The organism is Veillonella sp. ICM51a, from assembly GCF_000524355.1.
In the GTDB taxonomy this organism is placed as follows: Bacteria; Bacillota; Negativicutes; order Veillonellales; family Veillonellaceae; genus Veillonella; species Veillonella atypica.
Genome location: NZ_JAPX01000049.1, coordinates 12,868 through 30,439, shown reverse-complemented (window position 1 = coordinate 30,439; position 17,572 = coordinate 12,868). Strand labels below are relative to the sequence as shown.

Here is a 17,572-nt window from a genome sequence, read left to right as displayed (position 1 = left end):
ATGTAATTATTTCGTATCAATATTGGTAAATGTATTATACGTAGGCCTTATAGAAATCTATAAATTGTTGTGCCACCGGTGAAAGGGCATGACCTTTTAAGGTTATGAATGCTTTTTTGTAGTCACCGGAAAATTCAGGTAATTTAATGCGTGACATTTTGCGGTGATTTACCATTTCTTTGGCATCCATTGGGACCAGTGCTACCGTACGACCGGATGATGCCCATTCAATGGCCGATGTTTTGGTAGTCGTAATAGCGCTCACATTTAGATGTTCCATATCTGTTAAGGATGATTGCATAATCATTCTTACAGATCCACCAGATAAGGAGAGGGGGCATTGTTTAATATCATCCCAGGTAATGGTATCGTGTTCGCGATCAGTCCAAAACACATCGCGTCTAAACAATGCGTATAGATGTTCCTCTTGGGTTAAGAGAATATCAAATTTTTCAGTATCTACCATTTGGATATTAGCAATTCCAATTTCTGCACTGCCACTGATGAGCTGTTTTACTACATTGGTCATGAGTCCTTCGTAAATCTCAAAGTGTACAGATGGATATTTCATGGAGAATGCCGGCAAATATTGTTGTACGATGGGGGTGGAACGGGATGCGGAGGTAGCGATGCGCAGCGTACCTTCGATACGTGAATTTAACTGTTGTACTGCATTATACGTGGATTCTTCAATAGAACATAATTGCTGTGCTTTTTCATAAAAAATTTTACCTGCATCGGTAAGTTGTAAATTGGAACCTCGTTGACCTCGTTTAATATTGATGAGTTGAGCTCCAAATTCTGCCTCTAAATACTTTAGCTGCTTACTCAAAGCCGGTTGTGTAATGTGGAGAATTTCTGCAGCTTGTGTCATGTTTCCTGTTTGAACAAGGGTTATAAAATTGTGATAATACGATGTGTCCATAAAATCCCCCTTTAATACACAAATCATAATAATTAAAATTTATAACTAATAAAGGAATAGTTATTTTACCTTTTAAGAAATGTCATATATACTATACACATCAAGAGAATAAAAGCACATAAAAAGTTGTTTTAATAATCTCATCAATATTTTTGATATAGTTGCATTGACTAGGAAAGTGAGTACTACTATGGGCGTAGTAAAAAGAACATTAAGTAAAGCAATTCGTAATTGGGAAGCACGTAGATTAATGACAGCACATAATGCTGGTGTTAGTCGTAAAAAACAATTAGAACGCGTATGGCCACATCCATTGACAACGGAAAAACGTCATGAAATGAATCAAGGCATTACTGGTTTAGTTCATAATGGCAACTAATTAGTTAGTGTACGAATTGATTGAACACTTAATCTAGTGGTAATACCACTTCGATAGCATCTAATACATTACACGTAGCAGCTCCATGACTCATGTCTTGGAGCTCTTTTTGTATCCGTTCTATATCGATAGATGGCACTAAAATCGTAAGATCTATTTTTTCTCCAAAGGTAGCCTCATAATGTAGTTGTGCATCCTGTAGATAGCGTTCTATTGTGCCATATAGTGCATAGTCAATAATCGCTTGTAATTGTGTTCTTGTGGTATGCAATTCCTTTGGTGCAAGACGCAATGTTTCAGCAACGGAGTGGGAGTATGCTCGGATTAATCCACCAGCCCCTAGTTTTATACCGCCAAAGTAGCGTGTTACCACAATGGCTACATTTGTAATACCTATCTTTTTCAAGACTTCTAGCATAGGCTTTCCAGCAGTGCCCGATGGTTCACCATTATCGGACGAGCGTTGTTGTTCTTGCTTTGGTCCTAATGCGAAGGCCGTACAATTATGCCGAGCATCCCAAAACTCTTTATTGATACGGGCGATAAAAGATTGCGCATCCTCTTCGGTACTACATGGATATACGGTAGTGATAAATCTGGATTTCTCCACTACATATTCATGGCGGAATTCTTTGGCAATGGATATGAATTCCACGGTAGGGCTAGTTGTATCTGGCATTTCCTCACCTCCATTCTTATTTCTACCACTATAGTATTTATTCATCATCATCACTTTATTATAAGCTATTTATAAAGGTAATGTATAGATTATGAGCGATAATGTTTAATAATATATATATTTATTTACACAATATATAGCGCTACAATCGCAATTATTAATTCCCTTACAGAAAAGGAATAACCCTCTAGTTTTAGTAGGATATTGACGAATTGAGAATCTATGTTATTATAAATAGTAGATATATGAGTATTAGCTCATGTGATAAATATTACAAATATACTGTATTTATTATATTTTATGAATCTCTGATTTGAATTGTTTCGAAGGAAGTTATATATGAGTACAAAAAAACAAGAGTTTGACATTACGGGCATGCATTGTGCAGCCTGTGTAAAACGCGTTGAAAACGTCGTATCCAAGGTGGATGGCGTAGCTTCTGTAAAGGTTAACCTACTAACCCGTAAGGGGAGCGTAGAGTTTAAGGATGGCGCTACTGTAGAACCACAACAAATTATCGATGCCATAACGAATATCGGTTTTGGTGCTACTGAAGCGGATGAAACGAAACAGGAAATAGAAAAGGTTAATTTAAAACCACATATTACACGCCTTATTATTGCGGCTTGTATGGCGGTACCGATGATGATCAACATGACCTTGCATCGTTTTGGTATTCAAGCGTTGCCGGTTTGGGTTGAATTTGTATTAGCCACTATCGCTCAATTTGGCCCGGGTCTCATGTTCTATAAGAGTGCATGGAGTGCCGTAAAGAATGGGGCTCTTACGATGGATGTCCTCGTTGTTATGGGTACGAGTGTGGCGTATTTGTTCAGTATTTATAATTGGCAGTTCCATCCAGAACTTGGTCCTCATGGTATTTACTTTGAAACCTCTGCATGGCTTATCACATTTATCCTTCTAGGTAAATTGTTAGAAGAGGTAGCCAAGGGGCGTACGTCTGAAGCGCTTCAAAAACTAATTGCTTTGCAACCGGCAACGGCTCATGTATTGCGAGATGGTGAATTTGTAGATATTCCTACCTCTAAGGTGGTAGCTGGCGATGTATTACAAGTGCGCGCCGGTGAAAAGATTCCTGTAGACGGTACTATTACAGAAGGTTACTCTACTGTTGATGAAGCTATGCTTACAGGTGAAAGCTTACCTGTAGAAAAACAAGTGGGCTCTGAGGTTATTGGGGCGACTATCAATTTAAGTGGTGCTTTCACAATGGAAGCGAAGCGCATTGGTAGCGACACGATGTTATCTCAAATTATCAAGGTCGTAGAGGAAGCTCAAACATCTAAAGCAAGCATTCAACGTATTGCGGATGTTGTGGCTCAATACTTCGTACCAACTGTTATTGGCCTTGCTGTACTAACTGGTCTCGTGTGGTACTTTATTGTAGGCGATTCTATCAATGTAGCCCTTATTAATGCGACCGCTGTTCTAGTAATCGCTTGTCCATGTGCGCTTGGCCTTGCTACACCGACATCCATCATGGTAGGTTCTGGCCTTGGCGCAGAACATGGTGTTCTCATCAAGAGTGCGGAATATCTTGAAAAAGCTGGTAAACTCGATGCTATCGTTATGGATAAAACAGGTACCCTTACACAAGGCGTGCTCGATGTAACGGCTTTCAAAAATTATAGTGGTGATGAAAGTACGAACATGTCCATCATGATGGCTCTTGAAAGCGGCACATCGCATCCGATTGCTAAGGCTATGGTTTATTATGGTGAAGATCATGGCTACAAGGGGAAGGCTGTTGAACTTGAAAGCTTTGGCGATGTACCGGGTAAAGGCTTGCAAGGTGCTTACCAAGGTGTATCTGTACAACTTGGTCATAGCCGCTGGATGAGTGAACTTGGTTATGATTTATCTAAGGTGCAAGATGATATTCAACATTTTGAAGAACAAGGTGCATCTGTATCTGTTCTCGCTGTAGATGGTGTTATCAGTGCATTATGGGCTGTAGAAGATGAATTGCGTCCTGAAACTATTGAGGTTGTAAAAGAACTACAGTCTCAAGGCATCGATGTATGGATGCTTACCGGTGATAATCGCCGTACAGCTCAATATATTGCAAAACAAGCAGGCATTACTCATGTAATTGCTGAAGTGTTGCCTCAAGATAAGGCTAGCAAGGTAAAAGAATTGCAAGATAAAGGCCTTGTAGTTGGTATGGTTGGCGATGGTATCAACGATGCTCCAGCTCTTGTAACTGCAGATATCGGTTTTGCTATCGGCAGTGGTACAGATATCGCCGTAGAAGCAGCAGATATCGTTTTGGTACGCAATGATTTGCATACATTGGTACAAGCTGTACGTCTTAGCCGTAAGACGATGACCAATATTAAACAAAATCTATTCTGGGCATTGATCTTTAACTGTATCGGTATTCCTTTGGCTGCTGTAGGTGCTTTGAATCCTATGATTGCAGGTACTGCGATGGCATTTAGCTCCGTTACTGTTGTAAGCAACTCACTTCGTTTAAAACGAGCTAAAATTTAAGATTACGCATAGAGTATAATCAAATACTATAAAGCACCTATACGAAGGTATAGGTGCTTTGTTACTTAATTCCTGCGAAATCGGTGTTTTTAGACTGATTGAGATTTGTTATACTAAATATAGTTATTCAGCTAAAAGAAAGGTGCTATCTATGAAATTAAAAACACGAGATATTGTTTATATTGGCTTTATTGCTGCCTTATGTGCAGTAGCAACTACAATTCGCATTGAAATACCAGGTGGGGCCATGGTTCACTTAGGATCTGCTGCATTATTTACATCATCCATTCTTTTTGGCGGTTTATATGGTGGTTTAGGTGCGGCTATTGGTTCTGCATTATTTGACCTCTTTGGTGGACATACGCAATACATTGTATTCTCTTTCTTTATTAAAGGTATTGCAGGTCTTATTGTAGGTGGTATGACAGCAGGTTACTTGCCACCATCCATTACAAAGCCGACAGCATCCTTTACACGCATTTTGATTGCTCTTATTATTGGTACAATTTGGACTGCATTTGGCTATTTCTTAGCATGGTGGTTTGTTCTTGAAAGTGCAGCCGTAGCAGCTAGCAAAATTCAATACTCCTTAATTACAAGTGCTGCAGGTATTGTGGTGGCTATTATATTGACACCAAAACTACAAAAGGTAGTACGTAGATTATTTACAAAAAACTAATAGAGAATAATTTAAATCGCATCTTATTTCTCTAAATAGTAAAAGGGCGCTTATTAGCATATATATAAGCTAATGAACGCCCTTTTATTTTCATTTTATATCATTTGTTTATTGATTTTGTTTATGGCATTAAAAGTTACAAAGGTCGTTTAGGTTTTCTGCCATGGTAGGATGAGTGAAGATTTGATTTTTGAAGTATGTATATGGAATGTTGTTATCCATAGCCATTTTAATGAGATTAATCAACTCTTCAGCACCTTGAGAATAAAGTGTAGCACCGAGGATTAAATCGTTATCTGCATTTACTACAATTTTAAAAGCACCTTTTAAATAGTCGTTTACATGAGCTCTTGGCATGGTGGCTACGAGCATTTCTTTAGTTTTAACTGTATAGCCTTTGTTGATAGCATCTTCTTCTGTGAGACCTATACGAGCCAGTGGCGGTGTTAAAAATGTTGTGTAAGGAATATTTTTGCGATCTTTTAATGTGTATTGGCCATTTCCTGTAAGTGCACCAAATACAATGCGGAAGTCATCGAGAGAAATATACGTAAATTGAGGACCACCGTTTACATCGCCTACTGCATATACGCCAGGAACGGAGCTTTCACATGTATCATTCACTACGATAGCGCCGCGTTCGTTAGTAGTAATATCCGTATTTTCTAAACCGATGTTAGCTGTATTTGGTTTGCGACCTGTAGCATATAAAACGGCATCAAATGTATAGTTTTGACTGTTTGCAGTAATAACAGGTTTGTTGCCATCATTAGATACAGAGTTTAATGTTATATCGTTAAGAATAGTAATACCTTGCTCAGTCAAGTACTCGTTAGCTAATTCTTGTACAATCGGTTCCTCCCGTTTTAAGATGCTAGATTCAATATTAAATACGGTTACCTTTGTACCTAGTTTAGCATATAGGCTGGCAAATTCAAGGCCGATAGGACCAGCACCGATAACACCTAGTGTATTTGGTTGAGGCGATAATTGTTGAATTTCTGTGCTGTTATAGAAGCCTGTTGCTGCGCTGATGCCATCAATGTTAGGCTTAATCGCTACAGCACCAGTGTTAATAATAATTGTTTCACTAGATAAGATGATTTTGTCTTCCCCAGCTGTAACGGCGATTTCTTTATTACTAATGAATTCACCATGTCCAGTATATACATCGACATGTTCATTAGTATCTAACATAGCGAAGTTTTTATTGCGTAAACGAGATGTAACTACCTCGCGTTGGTTTAATACTTGATCGTAAGATAAGCCTTTTGATGCGGCTATAATCATCGTTTTAGTTGGGATACATGCGATATTAATACATGTGCCACCATACATGAGTGGATTTTCTTCAATCATAGCTACGGCTTTGCCCATGGAGCCCAATTTAGCTGCTAATGTTTTACCGGCTTTGCCGAAACCTAGGACGACAAGATCATAATGTTTGGTATTCATACAATACCTCCTATTTTTTATATTGAAAATATTAGATGTGTTTATTATAACATATTACAGTAGATATAAAAGTAAAATATGAAAATAATTCTCTATAATTTAGATGTTAAGTATTTCTACTTGACACATCTTTTTTTATGCTGTAGTATATGTAAAGTAATATGACTTGACAGTGATGGAGGTGGCGAAATGGAAGAACGAGTACTTATCAGTTTACTCCTTGATTTCTATGGGCCATTGTTGACGGATAAGCAACGCATGTCCTTACAACTTCACCACGAAGATGATATGTCCCTTGGAGAAATTGCTGAGGAGCTTGGCGTATCTAGGCAAGCTGTACATGATAATTTACAGCGTGCACGTCATATTTTAAATGACTATGAATCTAAATTACACTTGGTGGCTCAATATGAGGCACGAGAGCAAGTGATAAGTGAATTAAAAGATACGTTGCCAGCGGATGTGCTTTCACAATCGCGGGTACAACAATTATTGACGCAAATGGAGGGATAATATGGCATTCGATAGTTTGTCAGAAAAACTGCAAGACGCCTTTAAATCCTTAAAAGGTAAGGGCAAAATTACAGAAGAAGATGTCAATCTTGCGTTGCGTCAGGTACGAACTGCTCTCTTAGAAGCGGACGTAAACTTTATGGTGGCGAAAGATTTCGTTAAATCCATTAAAGAAAAGGCCCTTGGTGAAGAGGTGTTCGGATCCTTGAACCCAGCTCAAACGGTTATTAAAATCGTTAATGATGAGTTGACAGCTCTCCTAGGTGGTACGCAAAGCCGTATCATGATTTCCAGTAAGCCTCCAACAATTATTATGCTTGTTGGTTTACAAGGTGCTGGTAAAACGACTACGGCTGGTAAATTGGCTGTATACCTTCGCAAACAAGGTAAACATCCAATGCTCGTAGCCGCTGACGTATACCGTCCAGCAGCGATTAAGCAATTGCAAGTAGTAGGTAAGCAAATCGATATCCCTGTATTTGCTGATGAAACACCAGGAGCTAATCCAGTAGATATTGCGCGTCGTGCCGTAGAGCAAAGCACGCATATGTTGAAAGATGTTGTTATCATCGATACAGCAGGTCGTTTGGCTATAGACGAAGTTCTCATGGACGAGTTGTCCAACATTAAAGCTGCTGTTCGACCTCATGAAATTCTACTCGTTGTAGACTCTATGATTGGTCAGGACGCGGTGACGACAGCACAAACGTTTAATGAAAAATTAGGCGTTGACGGTGTTATCCTTACTAAACTCGATGGTGATGCGCGCGGTGGTGCTGCATTATCCATTAAGGCTGTAACCGGTTTGCCAATCAAGTTTACGGGCGTAAGCGAAAAAATGGATGGTTTCGATGTATTCTATCCAGACCGCATGGCTTCTCGTATCCTCGATTTAGGGGATTTCAAAACTCTTATTGAAAGCGTACAAGGCGCTATTGATGAAGAAGAAGCTCGTGAAATGGCGCAAAAAATGGCGAAAAACAATTTCACCTTAGATGATTTCTTGAAACAGATGAATCAGGTGAGAAAGTTAGGACCATTGCAAAATATTATTGGCATGTTACCAGGCATGGGTCAAATTAAGGATCAATTAAAAGACCTTGATTTGAATAGTAAAGAAGTACGTCGCATTGAGGCTATCATCAAATCTATGACGGCTGCAGAACGACAAGATCCAAATATTTTAAATGGTTCTCGTCGTAAGCGTATTGCGATGGGGTCAGGTACACAAGTACAAGACGTCAATCGCTTATTAAAACAATTCGAAGAAGCGCGGAAGATGATGAAGCGTTTACAAGGATTGCGTGGCGGTAAGGGTGGCTTCCCTGGAATGCCAAAATTACCGTTTATGTAATACATGGACAGGGGCGCTGAACCTGTCCAGCACATCATTATAAGGAGGTGAATCCCACATGTTAAAAATTCGTTTGACCCGTTTAGGTGCTAAAAAAGCTCCTTTCTACCGTATCGTAGTTGCTGACTCACGTGCTCCACGTGAAGGTCGTCCTGTTGACACAATTGGTCAATATGATGCTACTAAACAACCAGCTATCGTTAATGTAGACGAAGAAAAAGCTTTGGCTTGGTTAGCTAAAGGTGCTCAGCCTACTGACACTGTTCGCTCCTTGTTCAAAAAACAAGGCGTTATGCAAAAATTTGCAGACGCTAAAAAGTAATTAATAGAGAGGCATACTGTGATGATAGAATTAATTTCATTAATTGCGAAATCATTAGTGAAGCAGCCTGATGCCGTTTCTGTTACCATGGTCCAAAAGGGCAATGTTGAGGTCTATGAACTTCATGTAGCTCCAGAGGATATGGGTAAAGTCATCGGAAAACAAGGTCGAATTGCAAAAGCAATTCGCTCTGTGGTGAAAGCGGCGGCTATTAAAGAGAACAAAAAGATATCTGTTGATATTGTCTAAAAGGGGAGTGTTCCAATGGAAGAAATGACATTACGTGTCCCTGTAGCAGTAAAAGCAAAAGTAACAGAAGATTTGAAAGCGAAAATTGTATCCGATCTTGAAACTCGCCTTGATATGGTGAATAAAGATTTGGAAGCAATTGAGTTTCAAGCTCAACGTATTTTAGCTGATGCAGCTAAAGTTGATGCGACAAGTCTTACTGCAATTCGTCAACAAATCGACGAAGAGAAAAATAAACGCTTGGCTTTCAAAGAAGAAGTAACAGCTAAATTGAAAGACGCTCAAGAATTGACATTGGGGACTGAAATTCCTCAAGGTACATTAGAGCAAACAGTTACCGTTAAAATCGGGGATAATTTGGATGCCATGATGGGCGCTGAAATCCTATTAGAAGACGGTAAAATCGTTGCGTTTCGTCAATAATGAAGCCTAACGATTTCATCACTATAGGTGTTATCATCGCCCCGCACGGCGTGCGGGGTGATCTTCGTATTATGCCTAGAACCGATTTTCCAGAACGGTTCATGCATATGGATGCCTGTTACATCGATGGTAAAGAATACCACGTTGCATCCGCACGATTTCATAAACAATTCGTATTAGCTTCGTTTAAGGAAATTCCTGATCGCAACACCGCTGAATTATTCTCTAAGAAAGAGATTCAAGTACGTCGTGAAGATTTGGTAGAATTACCAGAAGGCCGTTACTATATCTTTGATATGATTGGCCTTGAGGTGCAAGATACAAAGGGCAATGTACTTGGTACATTGACGGATGTATTACAACCGGGAGCTAATGATGTATATGTGGTTTCCAAAGAAGGGGAACCAGATCAATTGTTTGCAGCCATTGATGATGTTATCATTGACATCGATATGGACAAACGCATGATGATCGTTGATCCGCCTGAGTGGGTATAATCCATTTAGGCGGTTTTTTTATATCTATTTATAGGTGTCTTATGATAGAATTAATTATAAGATAGCTATATATAGATATATGATAATAATAAGTGTATTCGGGGGAGGCCTGTTGTGAAAATAGATATTATATCCTTGTTTCCAGAGTTTTTTGATGCCTTCTTTAGTCATTCCATCATAAAACGAGCCATAGAGGCGGGACGGCTAGATATGGCTGTGACGAATCCGCGCGATTTTAGTCATAATAAACATGGACAAGTGGATGATACACCGTATGGTGGTGGGGCCGGTATGCTCATGATGGCGCCTCCTATTTTTGAGGCCGTAGAATCTGTTGCCTCTAACTATGATAGTGCTATTAATGGCAACTATGAAACGGATGAGATGTGTGATGAGATGAGCCTCATTGGTAATCCTAGTGAAAGTATACGTCGTCGCATTGTATTTATGGGTCCTACGGGTCAACCTTTCACACAGGAGAAGGCTAGAGAACTAGCAACTTATGATCAACTGATTCTCGTATGTGGCCATTATGAAGGTGTTGACTATCGTGTAGAGGAGCATCTAGTAGATGAAACCATTTCCATTGGTGACTATGTGTTAACAGGTGGCGAGTTACCTGCTATGGTCGTAGCTGATGCGGTGGCTCGTATGATTCCTGGCGTATTAGGGGCTGCTAGTGGGGCTCAAGAGGATTCATTTTATGAGCCCCTTTTAGAATGTCCGCAATATACAAAGCCTCCAGAATTCAGAGGGTGGACTGTACCGGATGTTTTACGCAGTGGTCATCATAAAAATATTGCCACATGGCGTCAAAAGGAAGCACTAAAACGGACACGATTGTTGCGTCCTGATTTGTTGGAACGACCATTAACAAAAGAGGAAATTAAACTTTTAAAAGCAATTGTTGAAGAAGAGTCTAGGCTATGAATTTTAAATGTTATGATGTTGTAGAGATTCAGGGAAAGCGATACGTAGTTACTGAAGTTATCTCCTATCAAGAATTCATCATAGAAAAGACAGTGAATTATACTCTTAATGATGAAATGTATAATAATGAATTAGGTACTCATAAAGGGGCTAAGAATTGGACCGAATATGGTCTTATGCCAGTGGATGGTGAAGATAAAAAATGGCTCACCATTGTAAATGGGGAAAAAGACTATTGTACCTTTTCAGAGACTATTTTACGTTCAACGCCGCCTAAAGGATATAAAATGTACGATAAAGGCTTACAACGCGTCATGTCTGTTAAGGGCGAAAGTAAAGCTAGAAGCGGTGATAAGGCCGATTATAAAGAATATAGAACGATTAAAAATGATAAGACCTATGTATTCTTTATTGAGGACTGGCATGGTGGTTTGACGGATCAGGCTCAAGGTGAGCGGATTCGTTTGTCTGATGTACATCGACGGCGAGATCAGGCTGCTCAAGCAGTGAGTAAAAAGATTCGTAATGCAGCGCGCAGAAAAGAATGGACACGATTGGGTCTGAGTTGGGGAATCATTTTATTTTTTTTGGGATATTTGTTTATAGGAGATATGACTTGGCATGAACTGCGTGATGAAGTAGGATTCCCATATACCATGGAAGAGCGCATTAAAGATTCCTATTATTATGAACCGCAAGGCACGAAAGACGGTTTGATGGTATATACGTCAAAGCAAGATCCTAATGCAACGGCTATCGATCTTATCGATGCTGTGTATGGCAAGGTTTATACCATTAAACAAGATACTAAGTCCTCTGAGCGATGGATTGTCATTTATACGACTAAAGAGGTATCTGTTATTAGTGTGGTTAATGGCACTACGTATGTTGAAGTGGGGCAATTAAAAAACTTGTCAGATTCGGAGAATACACGTATAGCGACTATTAGAAATGACAGTGAAATATTGTTACGATATGCGTATATGGTGGAATTAAAGAATAAGCAGGGACGTAAGACGTTATCAAATATAATAAAAGATTGAGATAGTATTGATTTCAGTTACGAAATCAAACGAAGGAATATTGTATGTATGAACCAAGTAAGAATACTGTTTACATAGCCATAGCCTTTACATCTATAGCAGCTCTTGTAGGTGTTTATTCCTATTGGGATGATATTAGTTATGCTCTATGTGATGTGGTCAAACCAGAAGCGAATAATGGGGAAGTACGGCTCGTTGATGATGAAGGTAAAAGCTATACCTTGATTAATCACGGTGATGGAAAAGAAACGGCACTCTATGATGATGCAGAAAAATCTGTTACCTTTCATCGTGATGAGAAGGGTGATATTATATGGGATGCAGGCTTAGCCAGTTTGATTCCGACTTTGGCGGTAGGTTACTATGCGTTCCATGGCTTTTCAGCTCCAACGGCATATATGGATGCACCTAGTATGACCTATCGCGCTACATCACCTCTTACACCTTTTGATGCAAGTACAGGCGCTAGTAAATCTAATAGTGCAAGAGTGGCTAGAACTATTAATGAAATGACTAGAAATCGTTACAATACTAAAACAAGTAATCGAGCACATAGAATTGGTGAAAAGTATGGCTTTGGTAGTGTAGGGGCTCGAACTTCGAGCGGTGCCTCTTAATGAAAGGATGAACAATGAAATCCTATATTGATGAGCTTGATAGAAACATATTTAATTTCGTAGAATATGAAGGGTATGATGATCGGTATCCTTCCTTGTCTATGCAGGCCTTTTCATCCGACTTTTACGATGAAATTCGCCATGCTTCACGTAGATTATTTCAAATATTTTGTAAAGCTGCAAAAGTATTTCAAATGGCACCAGATGACTTTGCTCGAAATATGGATATGCCAGATAATTTAATTCCTTATTTACATAAGTCGAATGCCTTAGGGTTACCGACGTGGTTATCACGCTTTGATTTTGTTCTCGATGTAAATGGCAATTTGCAGATGGTAGAACTTAATGCAGATACGCCATGTTTTCTTATTGAAAGCTATTATGCCAATGAAGTGGCAGCTAATTATGTAGGACGAAAACATCCTAATATAGAATGCCGAAATGAATTACATACATTTTTAAAGCGCATGTATGACGCTGTTTTATCTGCTAAGTATGGTAGAAACCAATATGAATCTATGCGGGTAAATAGAGAGAGCCTACCTAAGAATCCCTTTGTATTCTCTTGTTTTCATGATTATTTTGAAGACTACGGTACAACACAATTCCTTATGAGGGAATTAAAAACAGCCTGTCCTGAGGCAGATACGCGATTCATATCCTTTTATGATATGAAGATTGATGATGAGGGCATTCCTTTAGAAGATGGTAGTCATGCGACTCTATTGTATCGATTGCATCCCATGGAACTTTTGATTGATGAACAAACACTAGATGGCGAACCTTTGGGTGAAATGTTCTTAGATTTGTACGAGGATGATACATTTGCTCTTTTTAATCCGCCAGAGTCCATTATTCTACAAAATAAATCCTTTATGTCTTTAGTGTATGCGTTGTATTTAACAGATCAATTTTATACGAAACCGGATCGAGATATCATCGAGCGTTATTTGGCACCATCCTATTTTGAAAATGATTTTTCAGCTCTTGATGATGGCCTTTATATTCAAAAGGAAATTTGGGGCCGTGAAGGAAGGCATGTACAAGTTGTTCAAAAGCGTGGTGATACATCTGAGCTTTACATGGAAAAGCTAGTTGATAACTATGACGATATCGTTTGTCGTGACAGTAAAAAGGTTATGTATCAAGACTTTATACAGCAGAAACGTTTTACTCATACAGTGGATTGTGGAGTGAAAGATGGATTTTTAACCTTATCCTGTTTTATGCTTGGCGATCAAGCCTCCGCGGTAGGGTGTCGTTTTTCCCCAGAGGAGATAGCTGGTACAGAAGCATACTTTGTACCATTACTAATAGAGTAAGAGAAATACTATGTAATTTTTGACCATATAGAGTATGGTTAAACGAAGGATAATAGGTGTACTTCGCAGCAGTTGTGGTTATGTCTACTTTAGAGAGGGTGCGTATGGAGTTTAATTGTTATGATGTCTTAGAGGTTCATGGCAGCCGTTATGTAATCACTGAGAAAATTAAATATATAGAGATTATTCCAAAAGCAGATAAGGAACAATCCTATAGGGGCCAGCCGTCTATGACAAAATCACCTGGTGATTATTGGCATGAATATGGACTAGAGGCTGTTGAGGGAATCGATAAAATATGGTTAACCATTGAGTATAATGATAATGAATGGTGTACCGTATCTAGAACATCCTTTCATACACGGCCGGGGAAAGATTTTACATTACATCAAATCGGTTTAGAAAAGGTTGTCGATGTGGATGGTGAAAGTGGTGCCTCCGTAGGGGACCGCGCAGGATATCGAGAATATCAGCTACCTTGTGAAGGCGGTGCTAGTGTATTCTTTGAAGAAGAGTGGTTTGAAGGTAAAAAAATGTTTGCCGAAGGATCACGAGTGCCCTTGGTGAACATTCGTCTTTGTAATGATGCAGCCGCTCAAGCTATTAAGCAAAAGATGCGTAACAAATCAATGAAAAAGAGGTTTGGATCTATTGCTGTTGGCGTGGGGTATGGTGTACTATTTTTACTATTTCTATTTTGGTCGGACAATGATTTGTCTTGGCATAGTATACGCGATATGTTTGGAGTGCCTTACACGGCAAAAGAACATATGCATGACACATCTGCATATTATACAAAAACAGATTTGGATAGCGACTATGTATACACGTCTACACTAGATCCTGTTAGTACCGCATTAGACTTGATTGATTCTGTGAATGGTGATATTAAGAATGAGCGGGATAACTTAGAAGAGGGACATGAAGTTATTGTATTTTATTCTGGGGACTTGGTGTATCTCATCACTAATACGGATGGACAAACTAGGGTTAAGGTATGTGAACAATCAAAATTAACACAAGAGGATTGGAAAATTATTGATCGTACATTAATCAGCTCTCATATTCTCGATAACTATGCGACCATGGTTCGACTAGGGGATAATACGGGACGCGAACGATTGTATCCTACCAGCAACTCTAACAACACATCCAATACAAAATTATATTATTAGGAGGCTTATTATGATTTATATACCAGATGTATTATTGACAATTTTTTATGCTTGTTTTGGTATTATACTGATGTTAACGGCGAACACGGTTATCGATTTCTTCGTGCCTGGAAAATTTAGTGAAGAAATTAAGCGTGGTAACTGTGCTGTGGCGTGGCTTTCAGCGGGATCATTTATCGGTATCGGTGAAATTTTGCGCGCTGTTATTATGTCACCAGCCGTGACTACGGCTGATACGTCCCTGTTACATGGCATTGTAGCCAGTGTTGTATACGCTGTGCTAGGTATTATACTATTTGTAACGGGTTATATGTTTATCAATATTTGGCATCGTAAATATAAATTATCCGAAGAAATTATGCGTGGTAATACAGCGGCTGGTATTCTTGTATTTGGCATTTTCGTTGGTCTTGCTCTTGTTATTAGCGGTGCTGTGCACTAAGGGAGCGTTTTATGTATAAGCCAAGTAAGAAAACCATATACCTTACAGGTGCTTTCGCCGCAGTTGCTGGTCTTGTAGGTGTGTATTCATACTGGAACGATATCTCCTATGCTGTGTGTGATAAGGTTTATCCAGAGGCAAATGAAGGGGAGGTTCGATTAAAGGATAGTCAAGGTAATCGGTATTCTCTTTTAAACCATGGCGATGGAAAAGAAACCGCCTTGTATGACGATAATCGTTCAGTTACCTTTCACCGTGATAATGGTGGAAACTTAGTGTGGGATGCTGGTTTGGCAAGTTTGTTACCAACTATTGCAGCTGGGTATTATATGTTTCATGGGTTTAATCCTCCTACGGCACGTATGGATGGACGAACTATGACATATCGCGCGGTATCGCCATTAAAACCGTATGAACAACCTAATGAATATACGTCATCAGGATCAACTATACATGGCTATGGAGGTGGAAGAACCTTTCGTAGTTATGAGAACAATAGAAGTAAGAAAGCATCATCTATAGGGCAAAAGTCTGGTTTTGGTAGTGCTGGTGCACGGTCTAGTGCTTCATAATGGATGCGATGATACTATATGTTGATGGAAGTTGTTTAGAAATTAGGAGATTTAGCATTGGCAAATTTATATATTGGGCTCGTTCATTATCCGATTATGAATAAGCATAAAGATGTGATAACGACGGCCATTACCAATTATGATATTCACGATATTGCACGCGCATCTATCACCTATGATGTATCTAAATATTTTGTGATTCATAATATACCAGCTCAACGAGAGTTAGCGGCTACCATTATGGAACATTGGAAATCTGGTTTTGGTAGTACCTATAATCCGGACAGAAAGGATGCTTTCACAGGCGTTGAACTCGTTAATTCTATCGCTGTTGCGGTGCGTACTATCGAGGAACTGGAAGGGGTAAAACCAATCGTAGCAACTACCGATGCTAGAACTTATGATAATACAATTTCCTATGCACGGATGCGTGAACACCTTGAAAATGAGGGCCGCCCTGTGTTAGTATTATTTGGTACCGGTTATGGTATGACAAAAGAAACGATGGAAAGCTTTGACTATATTTTAGAACCTATATATGGCCATGGTGAATACAATCATTTATCTGTGCGTAGTGCCGTTTCAATCATCTTGGATCGATTACGGGGCGAAGCATGGTGGAATAAATAGGAGGCGTCTATGTCAGGACATTCAAAATGGGCAAATATTAAACATAAAAAAGGTAAAACCGATGCATTGAAGGCTAAATTGGCTACGAAAATCGGTCGTGAAATTACCGTAGCAGCACGTATGGGTGGTGCGGATCCAACAGGTAATATGCGCTTGAAATTGGCTTTACAAAAAGCTCGTGAAAACAATATTCCTAAGGATAATATTCAACGTGCCATCGATAAAGGCGTTGGCGCTACGGATATGAACGCATACGAAGAAATCGTATATGAAGGTTATGGTCCTGCCGGTGTTGCTGTTACCGTAGAGGTTATGACGGATAATCGTAATCGTGCGGCTGCCGATGTGCGCCATGCCTTCTCCAAACAAGGTGGTAATCTTGGTGAAAGCGGTTGTGTAGGCTGGATGTTTAAATCTAAAGGCGTATTCGTTATCGATAAAGAAGGTCACGATGAAGATGAATTGACATTGTTGGCTCTTGATGCGGGTGCAGAAGATCTTAAAGCGGAAGATGATGTATTTGAAATCTATACAACACCAGAAGATTATGATGCAGTAGAACAAGCCTTGGCTGATGCGGGTATAGAAACTGAAGTGGCGAAGATTACCATGATTCCAGATACAACTATCGAATTATCTGGTGACGATGCTGAAAAAATGCAAAAAATGCTCGATGTTTTGGATGACCTTGATGATGTACAAAACGTATATCACAATGGTATTTTGCCAGACGACGAAGAAGAATAATAGAAACAGGGAGTGCTCTAGGAGCACTCCTCATTTTTTGTCTTCCTCTAGTTTCTCCTTGTAAAAAGGTAATAAAAATATCGTGATTTCATGAATTTCGATGTT

At 39.3% G+C, this 17,572-nt stretch carries 21 protein-coding genes; 18 read left to right on the top strand and 3 right to left on the bottom strand.

Annotation, left to right across the window (positions count from 1 at the left end):
• Window positions 1–34: 34 nt before the first annotated feature.
• Entirely contained in the window at window positions 35–925 is an 891-nt protein-coding gene (locus HMPREF1504_RS09180) for a LysR family transcriptional regulator (protein ID WP_005381802.1), read from the bottom strand.
• A 190-nt stretch (window positions 926–1,115) separates the two neighbouring features.
• Here HMPREF1504_RS09180 and HMPREF1504_RS09175 point away from each other — a divergent pair, with 190 nt between their 5' ends.
• Complete coding sequence (locus tag HMPREF1504_RS09175) at window positions 1,116–1,304, top strand: hypothetical protein (protein WP_005377902.1); 189 nt, start codon at window positions 1,116–1,118, stop codon at window positions 1,302–1,304.
• A 28-nt stretch (window positions 1,305–1,332) separates the two neighbouring features.
• On the opposite strand, the gene HMPREF1504_RS09170 is transcribed toward HMPREF1504_RS09175, so the two are convergent.
• Window positions 1,333–1,983, bottom strand: coding sequence for a YigZ family protein (locus HMPREF1504_RS09170; RefSeq protein ID WP_038125203.1), 651 nt, complete (start codon window positions 1,981–1,983; stop codon window positions 1,333–1,335).
• 339 nt (window positions 1,984–2,322) lie between these two features.
• On the opposite strand from HMPREF1504_RS09170, the gene HMPREF1504_RS09165 reads away from it, so the two are divergent.
• Window positions 2,323–4,497, top strand: a complete 2,175-nt coding sequence (locus HMPREF1504_RS09165; protein ID WP_038125202.1) for a cation-translocating P-type ATPase — start codon at window positions 2,323–2,325, stop codon at window positions 4,495–4,497.
• A gap of 151 nt (window positions 4,498–4,648) precedes the next feature.
• Window positions 4,649–5,176: an ECF transporter S component gene (locus HMPREF1504_RS09160; protein ID WP_005383003.1), complete on the top strand. Its 528-nt coding sequence runs from the start codon at window positions 4,649–4,651 to the stop codon at window positions 5,174–5,176.
• A 129-nt stretch (window positions 5,177–5,305) separates the two neighbouring features.
• Here the strand turns inward: HMPREF1504_RS09160 and HMPREF1504_RS09155 are convergent, their stop codons facing one another.
• Complete coding sequence (locus HMPREF1504_RS09155; RefSeq protein ID WP_038125201.1) at window positions 5,306–6,631, bottom strand: FAD-containing oxidoreductase; 1,326 nt, start codon at window positions 6,629–6,631, stop codon at window positions 5,306–5,308.
• A gap of 189 nt (window positions 6,632–6,820) precedes the next feature.
• Here HMPREF1504_RS09155 and ylxM point away from each other — a divergent pair, with 189 nt between their 5' ends.
• The 15 genes from ylxM (at window position 6,821) to HMPREF1504_RS09080 (ending at window position 17,467) form a co-directional block, all read left to right on the top strand.
• Window positions 6,821–7,144 (top strand): YlxM family DNA-binding protein, encoded by a 324-nt coding sequence (gene ylxM, locus HMPREF1504_RS09150; RefSeq protein WP_005377912.1) that lies wholly within the window; start codon window positions 6,821–6,823, stop codon window positions 7,142–7,144.
• Window position 7,145: 1 nt separating this feature from the next.
• Window positions 7,146–8,498: a signal recognition particle protein gene (ffh, locus tag HMPREF1504_RS09145; RefSeq protein ID WP_005381771.1), complete on the top strand. Its 1,353-nt coding sequence runs from the start codon at window positions 7,146–7,148 to the stop codon at window positions 8,496–8,498.
• A gap of 58 nt (window positions 8,499–8,556) precedes the next feature.
• Window positions 8,557–8,820 (top strand): 30S ribosomal protein S16, encoded by a 264-nt coding sequence (gene rpsP / locus HMPREF1504_RS09140; protein ID WP_005377914.1) that lies wholly within the window; start codon window positions 8,557–8,559, stop codon window positions 8,818–8,820.
• A 21-nt stretch (window positions 8,821–8,841) separates the two neighbouring features.
• A complete protein-coding gene (locus tag HMPREF1504_RS09135; RefSeq protein ID WP_004695567.1) occupies window positions 8,842–9,069 on the top strand; it encodes a KH domain-containing protein in 228 nt (75 codons plus the stop codon).
• A 15-nt stretch (window positions 9,070–9,084) separates the two neighbouring features.
• Window positions 9,085–9,492 carry a YlqD family protein gene (locus HMPREF1504_RS09130; protein ID WP_005377933.1) on the top strand — a complete coding sequence of 136 codons (408 nt, stop codon included), beginning with the start codon at window positions 9,085–9,087 and terminating at the stop codon, window positions 9,490–9,492.
• Window positions 9,492–9,989 (top strand): ribosome maturation factor RimM, encoded by a 498-nt coding sequence (rimM, locus tag HMPREF1504_RS09125; RefSeq protein ID WP_038125200.1) that lies wholly within the window; start codon window positions 9,492–9,494, stop codon window positions 9,987–9,989. Before HMPREF1504_RS09130 ends, rimM begins: the two co-directional genes overlap by 1 nt.
• 114 nt (window positions 9,990–10,103) lie before the next feature.
• Entirely contained in the window at window positions 10,104–10,919 is an 816-nt protein-coding gene (trmD, locus tag HMPREF1504_RS09120; protein WP_038125199.1) for a tRNA (guanosine(37)-N1)-methyltransferase TrmD, read from the top strand.
• Window positions 10,916–11,962, top strand: coding sequence for a DUF4178 domain-containing protein (locus HMPREF1504_RS09115; protein WP_038125198.1), 1,047 nt, complete (start codon window positions 10,916–10,918; stop codon window positions 11,960–11,962). Before trmD ends, HMPREF1504_RS09115 begins: the two co-directional genes overlap by 4 nt.
• Window positions 11,963–12,006: 44 nt before the next feature.
• Window positions 12,007–12,579 carry a hypothetical protein gene (locus tag HMPREF1504_RS09110; protein ID WP_038125197.1) on the top strand — a complete coding sequence of 191 codons (573 nt, stop codon included), beginning with the start codon at window positions 12,007–12,009 and terminating at the stop codon, window positions 12,577–12,579.
• Window positions 12,580–12,593: 14 nt separating this feature from the next.
• Window positions 12,594–13,901, top strand: a complete 1,308-nt coding sequence (locus HMPREF1504_RS09105; protein WP_038125196.1) for a glutathionylspermidine synthase family protein — start codon at window positions 12,594–12,596, stop codon at window positions 13,899–13,901.
• A 104-nt stretch (window positions 13,902–14,005) separates the two neighbouring features.
• The gene (locus HMPREF1504_RS09100; RefSeq protein WP_038125195.1) at window positions 14,006–15,076 is read left to right on the top strand and encodes a hypothetical protein; all 1,071 of its coding nucleotides are present in this window, start codon (window positions 14,006–14,008) and stop codon (window positions 15,074–15,076) included.
• Window positions 15,077–15,086: 10 nt separating this feature from the next.
• Window positions 15,087–15,518: a DUF350 domain-containing protein gene (locus tag HMPREF1504_RS09095; RefSeq protein WP_005377920.1), complete on the top strand. Its 432-nt coding sequence runs from the start codon at window positions 15,087–15,089 to the stop codon at window positions 15,516–15,518.
• Between the two features lie 11 nt (window positions 15,519–15,529).
• A complete protein-coding gene (locus HMPREF1504_RS09090; RefSeq protein WP_005377925.1) occupies window positions 15,530–16,090 on the top strand; it encodes a hypothetical protein in 561 nt (186 codons plus the stop codon).
• Between the two features lie 57 nt (window positions 16,091–16,147).
• The gene (locus HMPREF1504_RS09085; protein WP_005377916.1) at window positions 16,148–16,720 is read left to right on the top strand and encodes an RNA methyltransferase; all 573 of its coding nucleotides are present in this window, start codon (window positions 16,148–16,150) and stop codon (window positions 16,718–16,720) included.
• Between the two features lie 9 nt (window positions 16,721–16,729).
• Entirely contained in the window at window positions 16,730–17,467 is a 738-nt protein-coding gene (locus HMPREF1504_RS09080) for a YebC/PmpR family DNA-binding transcriptional regulator (protein ID WP_038125194.1), read from the top strand.
• Window positions 17,468–17,572: the final 105 nt, after the last annotated feature.